At 69.4% G+C, this 8,677-nt stretch carries 8 protein-coding genes and 2 pseudogenes; 2 read left to right on the top strand and 8 right to left on the bottom strand.

All coding sequences use genetic code 11. From position 1 onward, the window contains the following. Together L0P92_RS19300 and L0P92_RS19295 are read right to left on the bottom strand one after the other, a co-directional pair. Positions 1 to 1,055, bottom strand: a 1,055-nt coding sequence (locus L0P92_RS19300; RefSeq protein ID WP_234763999.1) for an AI-2E family transporter, incomplete at its 3' end; no start/stop codon positions are given. Positions 1,056 to 1,217: 162 nt separating this feature from the next. Further along, positions 1,218 to 2,060 (bottom strand): pirin family protein, encoded by an 843-nt coding sequence (locus tag L0P92_RS19295; RefSeq protein ID WP_234763998.1) that lies wholly within the window; start codon positions 2,058 to 2,060, stop codon positions 1,218 to 1,220. On the opposite strand from L0P92_RS19295, the gene L0P92_RS19290 reads away from it, so the two are divergent. Together L0P92_RS19290 and L0P92_RS19285 are read left to right on the top strand one after the other, a co-directional pair. Next, positions 2,049 to 3,800, top strand: a complete 1,752-nt coding sequence (locus L0P92_RS19290; RefSeq protein ID WP_234763997.1) for a recombinase family protein — start codon at positions 2,049 to 2,051, stop codon at positions 3,798 to 3,800. The genes L0P92_RS19295 and L0P92_RS19290 overlap by 12 nt on opposite strands. A 512-nt stretch (positions 3,801 to 4,312) precedes the next feature. Beyond that, positions 4,313 to 4,561 (top strand): annotated as a pseudogene (locus L0P92_RS19285) (relaxase/mobilization nuclease domain-containing protein); the annotation flags it as partial. Here L0P92_RS19285 and L0P92_RS45725 read toward each other — a convergent pair. The 6 genes and pseudogenes from L0P92_RS45725 to L0P92_RS19255 all read right to left on the bottom strand — a co-directional run. After that, positions 4,551 to 4,733, bottom strand: a pseudogene (locus L0P92_RS45725) (transposase domain-containing protein); the annotation flags it as partial. The pseudogenes L0P92_RS19285 and L0P92_RS45725 overlap by 11 nt on opposite strands. 241 nt (positions 4,734 to 4,974) lie before the next feature. Further along, positions 4,975 to 5,196 (bottom strand): hypothetical protein, encoded by a 222-nt coding sequence (locus tag L0P92_RS19275; RefSeq protein WP_200692523.1) that lies wholly within the window; start codon positions 5,194 to 5,196, stop codon positions 4,975 to 4,977. Between the two features lie 462 nt (positions 5,197 to 5,658). Next, a complete protein-coding gene (locus L0P92_RS19270; protein WP_234763993.1) occupies positions 5,659 to 6,204 on the bottom strand; it encodes an HAD domain-containing protein in 546 nt (181 codons plus the stop codon). A 34-nt stretch (positions 6,205 to 6,238) separates the two neighbouring features. Next, the gene (locus L0P92_RS19265; protein WP_234763991.1) at positions 6,239 to 6,931 is read right to left on the bottom strand and encodes a class I SAM-dependent methyltransferase; all 693 of its coding nucleotides are present in this window, start codon (positions 6,929 to 6,931) and stop codon (positions 6,239 to 6,241) included. Position 6,932: 1 nt separating this feature from the next. After that, positions 6,933 to 7,844, bottom strand: coding sequence for a phosphotransferase family protein (locus L0P92_RS19260; protein ID WP_234763990.1), 912 nt, complete (start codon positions 7,842 to 7,844; stop codon positions 6,933 to 6,935). Positions 7,845 to 7,922: 78 nt separating this feature from the next. Continuing rightward, positions 7,923 to 8,672 carry a hypothetical protein gene (locus tag L0P92_RS19255; protein ID WP_234763989.1) on the bottom strand — a complete coding sequence of 250 codons (750 nt, stop codon included), beginning with the start codon at positions 8,670 to 8,672 and terminating at the stop codon, positions 7,923 to 7,925. Between the last annotated feature and the right edge of the window lie 5 nt (positions 8,673 to 8,677).

The raw sequence follows: 8,677 nt of genomic DNA, 5'->3' as shown, positions 1-8,677 counted from the left end.
GGTTCGGGGTGCTCCGGGGCGGCGTAGCGCTCCCTGAGTTCGTTGACAACGCCGAAGGCGGCGGCGGTCAGTGGTACGGCGAGCAGCATGCCGAGGATGCCGGCCACGGAGGCTCCCGCGGTGATCGCCACCATGACGACGGCCGGGTGCATCTGCACGGTCCGGCTCTGGATCATGGGCGTCAGCACATGCCCCTCCAGGATCTGCACGGCGAGCACGATGGCCAGCACCCACAGCGCGATGACGAACCCCCGGTCGGCGAGCGCGACCAGCACCGCGACCGCACCGGAGATGAAGGCGCCGAGGTAGGGGATGTACGCCCCGACGAAGACGAGCGCGCCGAGCCCGACCGCGCCCGGCACGTCGAGGAAGACCAGTCCGACGGTGATGCAGAGGGCGTCGATGAGCGCGACGAAGGTGGTCCCCCGCATGAACCCCTCCACAGCCAGGAACGCCCGCCGCGCGATGGCCTCCACGACGTCCCCGGACCGGCCCGGGACGACGGCCCGCAGGGCACCGACCGCCCGGTCGGAGTCCCGCAGGAAGAAGAAGACCAGCAGCAGCGCGAGTACGGCCATGGCGATGGTCTCGGCCACGACGCTGACCCCGCTGAGGACGCCGGACGCGGCCGTGCCGCCGAACTTGGTGAGCAGTTCCCGGGCGTTGGAGGCGACGTCGTCCAGCGAGGTGCCGGCCGCCCCGAAGTGGTCGGCGAGGTCCTGGGCCGCCTGCTTGAGCGCGGCGACGATCTGGTCGCCGGTGTCGACGATCGCGGCGACGACGATGTACACGGCCCCGCCGACCACGGCCACGACGGCGACGCAGGTGAGCCCGGCGGCGACGGACCGGTTCACCTTGGCCCGCACGAGCCGTCGGTGCAACGGCCTCAGCAGTGCCGTCCCGAGCAGCGCCAGCAGCACCGGCACGACCGCCGTACGGAACTCGTCGGCCAGCCGGATCCCGACGTAGACGACCCCGGCGACGAGCAGCACGACGACACACCAGGCGGCGAGCCGCCGGACGGGGTCGGGGAGCAGCGAGGTGGGGGCCTGCACGGTTCCAGCCGATCACGGACGGGGCGGGGCTGTCGTGCGCGGGCGGACCGGGCGGGTGACGGTGCGCGAAGGCCCGGAGCCGCGGCACAGGGCGCGGCTCCGGGCCTCGTCGCGTCGGGCGGGGGATCAGGCGGAGATCAGCCGGACGTCACGCGTGGGAGGTCAGGCCCCGGACGGGCCGCTTCCCGTCATGCCGTGCACCGCCGGGATCGTCCCCAGCCGGCCCTTCTGGAAGTCGTCGAAGGCCTGCTGGAGTTCCTCGCGGGTGTTCATGACGAACGGGCCGTAGTGGGCCATCGGCTCACGGATCGGCTGCCCGCCCAGCAGGACGACCTCCAGGTCCGGCGTGTGGGAGTCCTGCTTCTCGTCGGCGCGCACGGTCAGCGAACCGCCCTCGCCGAAGACCGCCGTCTGGCCCAGCTGGACCGGCTGGCGTTCGGCGCCCACCGTGCCGCGGCCGGCGAGGACGTACGCGAGGCCGTTGAAGTCCTCGCGCCAGGGCAGGGTGATCTCCGCGCCCGGGGCGAGGGTCGCGTGGATCATCGTGATCGGGGTGTGCGTGATGCCGGGGCCCTGGTGGCCGTCCAGCTCACCGGCGATGACCCGCAGCAGCGCGCCGCCGTCGGGCGTGGTCAGCAGCTGGACGTTGCCGCCGCGGATGTCCTGGTAGCGCGGAGGCATCATCTTGTCCTTGGCCGGCAGGTTCACCCACAGCTGGAGGCCGTGGAAGAGACCGCCGGACACCACCAGATGCTCCGGCGGGGCCTCGATGTGCAGAAGGCCCGAGCCCGCGGTCATCCACTGGGTGTCGCCGTTGGTGATGGTGCCGCCACCGCCGTTGGAGTCCTGGTGGTCGAAGATCCCGTCGATGATGTACGTGACGGTCTCGAAGCCGCGGTGCGGGTGCCAGGGGGTGCCCTTGAGTGAAACCAGTTGGGGGATTAAGAAATCGGCTAGAGTTCCCCCATGATCAGACCAGGGGTGGTGACCGGCATGGACATCCATGCAGGGGTCTATGGGCGTCAGTCCGTGGGGCGCGCCAACAAGTCCGAGGTCAGCACGGTCACACAGCGCGCTGCGGGTGTGGCCGAGGCCAAGCGGCGCGGGGCCGTCAGCATCACCGAGTACGAAGACCTCGGCATATCCGCGTTCACGGGCGACGGCCGCCCGGACTTCGACCGGCTGCTCAAGGACTGCCACGAGGGCCGGATCAACCTGATCATCGTCTACTACATCAGCCGCCTGTCACGGATGGATCCGCTGGACGCCATCCCCATCGTCACGGAGCTGCTCAACCTCGGCGTGACGATCGTCAGCCTCACCGAGGGCGAGTTCCGCAAGGGCAACCTGATGGACCTGATCCATCTGATCCTGCGGCTCGACGCGGCCCACAGCGAGAGCAAGAACAAGAGCGACGCGGTGCGGGGCGCGAAGAAGACGGCCCGTGAACTCGGCGGCTATGTGGGCGGAAAGCCGCCGTACGGCTTCCGCATGGTCCCCGCGACGCGAACGACGGCCGACGGCAGGCCCGTCGTGATCCACATCCTGGAGCACGATCCCGACGAGGTGCCGGTGATTCGGGACATGTGGGCGCGGATCAGGGAGCACAAGGACATGCCGTACCGCCCCGGAGGGGGACGTCGGCATCCGGGCTCCCTCACGGGCATCTGCGCTCAGATGACCGCCGACGGCGTACCGACGAAGGGGCAGCGAGTCGGCAAGAAGAGGAAGGACAGCATCTGGGACCCGAAGACGGCCATGCGCATCCTCCGCGACCCCCGCATCGCGGGCTACGCGGCGACCCCGGTCTACAAGCGCCGGGAGGACGGCAAGCTGACCAGCACGATCGAGAGCTACCGCATCGAGCGCGACCCCGAAACCATGAAGCCGGTCCAGGCGTACCCGCCGATCATCCCGCCGGACGACTGGCACGAGTTGCAGAAGTGGCTCGACGGCCGGGGCCAGGGCAAGGGCCTGTCGCGCGGACACGCAGTCCTCTCCGCCATGGACGTCCTGTTCTGCGACTGCGGTGCGGTGATGACGTCACACCGCGCCACCACTCCCAACAAGGCCGCGTACCGCTGCCGCCGTCGGAAAGCGCTGCCGGGCCAGCACGAGGGCGAGTGCACGATCAGCATGAAGACCCTGGACCTGTACGTGGCCCGGCGAATCTTCGCCCTCATCCAGACCGCCGAGGACGACCCCGAGATGGCGGTCATTCTCGCCGAGGCCGCTCGGCGGTACGCAGCACAGACGGAACAGCCGGAGATCGTGGGCGAACGCCGAAGCCTCGTCACCGAACGCGCCGATGCCAAGCACGCGTTGGAGGAGCTGTACGACAGGGAAGAGGCCGGCGACTACGACGACCCCGTCGGACGGCGCCGGTTCCGGGAGCGCAGGGAACGGCTCCTCGGCCGTATGGAGCGGGCGGAGGCCCGTCTCACCGAGTTGGAGGAAGCGGCGACACCGACGCTCCCGATCCACCTGTGGCTGCCCATGGGCGCGGGGGATGTCGACCCAGTGGGCGAGGGCTCGTGGTGGGAGGCCGCGACGACGCAGGAGCGCCGGGACTTCGTCAAGTTGTTCGTGCGCAGGGTCACGGTCACCAAGGCGTCCGGTGCGGGAAGGTCGACGCCCGTCGAGAAGCGGGCGGCGGTCGAGTTCGTACGACCGGAACAGGCCGAGGGCGATGACGCAGAGATTGGCGAATCGAGGCAGCAGGAGGTGCTCGTAGAAGCGGTCTGACGTGCCGCTGAACCGAGACAAGCGAGGGAGAATACACCCACATCGCCGGTTAGGGAAACCGGCGATTCTCAGGAGCATTGACGGTGTCCTCGGGGGCTCCGGGCAGCCGCGTCGCTGCTCTGGCGCCCCTGCGTCTCCCAACCGTCAGGAGCTGTCTCTTGCACAACCCCACGCCCAGCCCGGCCCCCTCTTCGCCGACCGACAGTGACTGTTCCGGCCATCGCCGACGGCATCGCGACGCCGCGACGCATGGCTGCACCCGACCGCGCACCACTCACCGTCAGCGACTCAGCACCCCTCACACTTGCTCGCTGTCCAGGACATCCGAACCAGTCGCCGGTGACTGCGACTTCGGCCGCGTCGTCGACGGCAAGTTGCTCACCCGCCCGGTCTGGCGCCTGCTCACGGTGTCGCCCCAGCGGCGGAGAGCATCGCGAGTGTGCTCGGAGCCGAGCCGCAGCGGCGATTGGCCAACGGCTCGGGGCAGTTCGAAGTCTTAGCCGAGAAGGCCACAGCGAGCCCAAGCCGAATGCCGCAAGATCGAGGCCGAGTTCGGTCTGCGCCGCCTGAAGTCTGGCGACCTCACCGCGCCCCGCACTCCCACCGGCGCCGAACGCGCCAAGGCCGAGCGACAGGGCCAGACGGTCACGGCACGGCAGTGGCTGCGCGAGCAGGCATACGCGGTCGCCGCCGCCGTACACAACGAAGCCGACTACTTCACCGTGCTCCAGTCCCTCGGCATCAAGGTCAAAACACACCTCGCGAGGGCAGGGACCGTAAACGGCGCTGGACGGCTCCGGTCTCCGCCAGGACGGCATCGACCAGTTCGAAGGGAAGGTACATGGTCAACTCGCCCAGGTGGCCTGGGGCGAAGACCCCAGCGGTGACGGTCAGGGTTCGCGTGAGCGTGCTGGTGACAGACTGGCAGCGCAACGGGGCCTCGGGGGACGGACCGATCTTGGCGGATCATCCCTCCTACCAGATAACCGTCGCTCCCGCCGGGACAACCAGCAATTTCACCAACCCATGCAGGACCCACGATCCGATTTCAAAATCCACGCGCCCATGTCGAATGACTGTCGAATTCGACGCGGATTGCGAACCTGCAGGTCAAGTGGGTTGCTCGTCGGAGTGACTTACGGTGCGTTCCAGAGCTACAGGGGTAGGGGCGCGATCAGAGATACCGCCTCAGCCAGTCGGGCATGCTCGGCTCGTCAAGTCCCCAGGACTCCTGGAACGATTCGTCCTCCTGCCAGGTGTTCTCATCGCCGTCGAAGAACTTCTGCCGGTGGCACTTGTACTTGACGACGGTGTCGCCTTCGAGCCTGTACTCGTTCCAGTAGTAGTTCTGCTTCCCGTGGCCTTTCCACTCCTGGGTCTTGTAGATCGTCGTCATGACGCCGGAGTGTAGCCGGGGCGCTGAGGCGGCGTTGCGCCTTGGCCACGGTGTTGGTCGTCCACGGTGCGCCCGTAGCCGTGGCCCGTAACGACGTCGTCCGGCTGCACGAGATCGAGAACGAACGCGGTCGACTCCAAGAAGCGCTGAAGGAGCTCCGCGGGGAACTGGCGGCCCGCCCGGGAGAAGCACCCCGCTCAAGGCACCGCCCCAGGGGAATGACACGACACCTGGAACGATCAAGATGACCTGGACCGTGGACTCGCAAGGATGCCCAGTTCACAGCGCCGACGTGTGGCACCAGGACCCGGATCCTACAACCCACTTGACGTGCACCGTTCCCCTTAGCTTCGGGGCCTTGGTTCGCTGCCATCTCATTCAGAAACTCAACGGCGCCCATACAGGCAGAGCCCACAGCCACCCCGATGCCCTCGCTGCTCGTGGCAGCGACGGCATCAGTCGTCAGGCGGCACGGGCTGCGGGCAGCCGCGCGACCCACTTCGTCACCTCGGTCAGGTGGTCGGGCTGCAGCCCGAGGTGTGGGTCGGGCTGCACGAGGAGGGTCGCCGTTCCGCGGGCGGTGCGCTCCGCCGCCCAGGCGTGGTCGAGTCCGGTGAAGTCGTCGTCGATCCAGACAGCGGGGGCGTCGCCCAGCCAGGTGTCGACGTGGTCGCGCTTCCAGAGGTAGCCGTTGGGGTGGCTGGTGGTGATCTGGGGGCGCGGCAGGTCGACATAGGACCACGTCGGGAGGCCCAGGAGGGGCCCGATCAGAGCGGTGGCGTCCTGGCGCCAGCTGGTGCACCAGACCGGGGTGACCAGGCCGGTGCGGATGACGTCCATGAGCAGGCGGCCGTGGACGGGGTTGAGCCAGACGGTGACCGGGTTGTCGGCGCTGCGGCCGGCGGGGACGACGTCGTGACGGGCGTGCGTGGCCGGGGTCGAGCCGTGCTCGTCGGGGAAGGGTATGAGGACGCCGTCGATGTCGAGGAGCAGGTAGGGCGGGCGCATCGGTTCCTCCAAGGGAAGCCGGGCGAATGGCTGGTCAAAGCTTGCGGGCGCGGATTAGCAGGGTCGTGGGCCAGTGGCCCGTGCGGGGGTCGTGGAACTCCTGGGCTGAGGTGAGCCAGAAGCCCGCCTGGCTGAGGTGCTTCTCCCACCGGTCGCTGTCGTATTCCCATCGAGCGATGGGGAGCCGGCTGCGGTCGGGCAAGGTGACGTAGTCGCGGCGGGGACGGACGTCGCCCGAAGGGCTTCGGCCGCCGCGCTGCGGGTGGGGGACGGAGAAGGCGAGCACCCGGCCGGGCGTGAGGCGCTGGGCGATGGCCGGGAGCAGGAGCTCGGGGGCGACGAGGCCGACGGCGCCGAAGACGGAGTAGATCGCGTCGAACTGCTCTTCGGAGGCGTGCAGGTAGTGCAGGGCGTGGCCGGCGACGAACGTGAGGTTGTTCAGCCGTCCGTAGTGGGAGCGGGCGCGGCGGACCTGGAGGCCGACCAGGTCGACGCCGGTGACACGGGCGCTATGGCGGGTGGCGAGGTGGGCGGCATTGTGGCCGGGGCCGCAGCCGAGCTCCAGGAGTCGCTTGCCGCGCAGGTCGGGGCCGAGGACGTCGACTCCGGGACCTTGGCCGGGTCGGGTGGTCCACTCCATCCGGGCGGGTACGGCAAGCGGTTCGGCAAGGCCGACGTTGGTGCGCTGAACGGCGTGGGCGTGCCAGGGGGATGCCTGGGCGAGCACGTCAGATCTCCAGGAGGTGGAGGACGTCGGTGAGGTGGCGGCGGACGGCCTTGAGGTAGGCGGGGTCGGTGGCCGGGTCGTTGATCCAGCGGATGGACTGCTCCATGAACCACTCGACGGCCCACATGCGGTGCCAGCCCAGGGCCCAGTTCTCGGCGGTGAGCCCGCCGCGCGGGGCGAGGGCGTCGGGGGTGCCGCCAGCGGTGACGTACTGCTCCAGGAAGACACGCAGGCGCACAGGGTGCGGCGGATCGATGGTGCCGTGCCAGCTGGCGAGGTCGAGCAGGCCGGGGCCGGTGAAGGCGCGGGCGAAGTCGAGCAGCCGCCAGCCGCGCTCCCCGATGTGGAGGCTGGTGGGATGGAACTCGGAGTGCACCCATCCGAACGGCTCCAGCGTCGCTCCGGCCGAGCGGGCCTCGGCGGCCTGGGCGATCCGGTCGAGCGCGTCCTCGACGTCGTCGACGTCCTGCCACCGGTCGGCCTTGCGCAGCCGTTCGAAATGCTCCAGCGCCCTGGCCGGAAGTGTGCGCAGGCGCTCCTGGTCGAGGACCGGCAAGGGCGGAGCCGTACGGGTGCCGTGCAGGACCACGGCCGCGGCGACGCCGTCGAGGTCGTCGGCCTCGCGGACGGACGGTCCGAGGTCCTCCATGAGCATGCCGAGCCAGCCGTCCAGGACGGCGGAGGCGTGGACCTGGGGGACAGGGACGCCGAGGGTGTGGGCCAGGCGTAGGGCCTGGTCCTCGCTGTCGAACGGTTTCTTGGCGTACTTGAAGATGGCCGTGGTGCCGTCGGGGAAGGTCACGCGCTCGACGCCGGACATGGACCACACGCGCACCTCCTCCCGTACGGCGGTGGTCAGGCCGGCCACGGTGAGCAGGTTGTCGAGGAGTTCGACGCTGGGGTTCGTGGTCACGTGTGGGCTCCGGAAGGTGAGGGTGGCGTCCGGGGCGGGCGGGAGGTGCCGGCCCGACCCGGAGCCTGATCGTGTGGGTTACGCGGCGGGGTTCACGCGGTGGGCGTAGACCTGCTCGATCCAGCCCGCCTTGAAGGCTGCGAGGTCGTCACGGAAGTTGGCCATCGAGGCACCGTAGGGCGCGACCACGCCGCCGGACTGGTCCGGCACGGACTGGCAGCCGTGCACGAGCCGGCCGCCGAGCGCGGCGTGGGCCTTGATGGACTCGATCCGGCGGTGCTCGTTGAACCAGCCGCCGTGGTAGACCTCGTCGAGCATCCCGCCGATCTCGGCGTCCAGGTCGAAGACGACGGAGGCGGCGGCGGGGAAGAACCAGCACGGGCCGACGTTGGAGATGTGCCCGTCGAGCTCGACCTTGTTGAGCGCCATGAGCGTGGCGGCCTCGCGCAGCATCCGCAGGTGGTCGGCGGTGATCTGCGGCAGTCCGAGGCCGGCCAGGTGCTCGTCGCGGAAGAGGTAGGCGTACACCTCGTACGCGGTGGCCAGGACGCGGGCGGCGTCGGACGTGGACTCGCTGTGCTGCTTGATGAAGTCGAGCGCGAGCTGCTCGACCGTGCTCTCGGTCGTCTCGTCCACCTCCAGAAGCTGGGACTTGACCAGCTCCCAGTCGGCGACGAGCCAGGTGTTCGACTCGAAGCGGAAGAAGTACCGGGCCGGGTCGATCGTGATGCGTCGGCCGTCGACCTGGATGCCGGGCAGGCGGCTCCAGCGCGGGTCGAACGCCTCGGGCAACTCGACCGTGATGGCCGTGGTGTCGATGGTGGTCACCGTGT

The sequence above is a fragment of the Streptomyces muensis genome (genome assembly GCF_021474425.1).
Classification (GTDB): Bacteria; Actinomycetota; Actinomycetes; order Streptomycetales; family Streptomycetaceae; genus Streptomyces; species Streptomyces muensis.
The sequence above is the reverse complement of the archived record's forward strand: the minus strand, read 5'-3'. Positions and strand labels throughout refer to the sequence as shown.

Bases quoted from the DNA above. Each gene is read 5' to 3' on its own strand.
- L0P92_RS19290 (WP_234763997.1), top strand. From the start codon at position 2,049: ATGGACATCCATGCAGGGGTCTATGGGCGTCAGTCCGTGGGGCGCGCC.
- L0P92_RS19275 (WP_200692523.1), bottom strand. From the start codon at position 5,196: ATGACGACGATCTACAAGACCCAGGAGTGGAAAGGCCACGGGAAGCAG.
- L0P92_RS19295 (WP_234763998.1), bottom strand. From the start codon at position 2,060: ATGGATGTCCATGCCGGTCACCACCCCTGGTCTGATCATGGGGGAACT.
- L0P92_RS19270 (WP_234763993.1), bottom strand. From the start codon at position 6,204: ATGCGCCCGCCCTACCTGCTCCTCGACATCGACGGCGTCCTCATACCC.